Raw genomic sequence first — 1,195 nt, 5'->3', positions numbered from 1 at the left:
CGACGCGGGCCACGCGGCCGGTCGTCACGGCGCTCGAACCCACCACCGGCAGGACGGCCACCACGGTCATCACGCTGACCACCGCGGTAGCCACCACGGTCGTCCTCACGGCGCGGAGCCCGGTCACGGTCTCGGTCGTCACGGCGGAAACCACCGCCGCCACCGCGGCTGTCGTCGCGGCGGAAGCCGCCGCCGGTGCTGCCTCCGCGGCTGTCGTCACGGCGGAAGCCGCCGGGGCGGTCGTCGTCACGACGCGGGCCACGCGGCCGGTCGTCACGGCGCTCGAACCCACCACCGGCAGGACGGCCACCACGGTCGTCACGCTGACCACCGCGGTAGCCACCACGGTCGTCCTCACGACGCGGAGCCCGGTCTTCACGACGGAAACCACCGCCACCGGAGCCGGCACCACGGTTGTCGTCACGACGAGGGGCCCGGTCACGGTCACGGTCGTCACGGCGGAAGCCGCCGCCGGTGCTGCCACCCCGGTTGTCGTCGCGGCGGAAGCCGCCGCCGGTGCTGCCTCCGCGGCTGTCGTCGCGGCGGAAGCCGCCGCCGGCGCTGCCTCCGCGGCTGTCGTCACGGCGGAAGCCGCCGCCGGCGCTGCCTCCGCGGCTGTCGTCACGGCGGAAGCCGCCGGGGCGGTCGTCGTCACGACGCGGGCCACGCGGCCGGTCGTCACGGCGCTCGAACCCACCACCGGCAGGACGGCCACCACGGTCATCACGCTGACCACCGCGGTAGCCACCACGGTCGTCCTCACGACGCGGGGCCCGGTCATCACGACGGAAACCACCGCCACCGGCGCCAGCACCACGGTTGTCGTCACGACGAGGGGCCCGGTCACGGTCACGGTCGTTGTCACGCCGAGGCGCGCTGGACCGGTCGTCGCGGCCGCCTCGGAAGCCGCCCCTGTCACCGCCGTCCCGGCGACGCGGCTCGCGCTCCGGACGGTCGTCGGAAGAGTTGGTGGACATGGGGGTGACTCCTGTCATCGGGTACCACAGACATTCTCGCGCAGCCGACCATCCGACGCGCTTCGGCAAAACAAAAAGGGCCTCTGGCCCCAGCATGAACGCTGGGACCAGAGGCCCTGAAAGATTGTTCGGCGGCGTCCTACTCTCCCACAGGGTCCCCCCTGCAGTACCATCGGCGCTGAAAGGCTTAGCTTCCGGGTTCGGAATGTAACCGGGCG

The 1,195-nt window shown here is 72.8% G+C and carries 1 protein-coding gene and 1 rRNA gene; one reads left to right on the top strand and one right to left on the bottom strand.

What is annotated here, in order from left to right; translation table 11 throughout:
* Positions 1-1,097: hypothetical protein (locus tag ACIP63_RS37265; RefSeq protein WP_401525238.1), on the top strand; the 1,097-nt coding region annotated here is incomplete at its 5' end.
* 6 nt (positions 1,098-1,103) lie between these two features.
* On the opposite strand, the gene rrf is transcribed toward ACIP63_RS37265, so the two are convergent.
* Positions 1,104-1,195, bottom strand: a 5S ribosomal RNA gene (gene rrf, locus ACIP63_RS37260); the annotation flags it as partial.

Source organism: Streptomyces sp. NPDC088746 (genome assembly GCF_044751065.1).
Taxonomy (GTDB): domain Bacteria; phylum Actinomycetota; class Actinomycetes; order Streptomycetales; family Streptomycetaceae; genus Streptomyces.
This window is presented reverse-complemented; position numbering and strand designations above follow the sequence as displayed.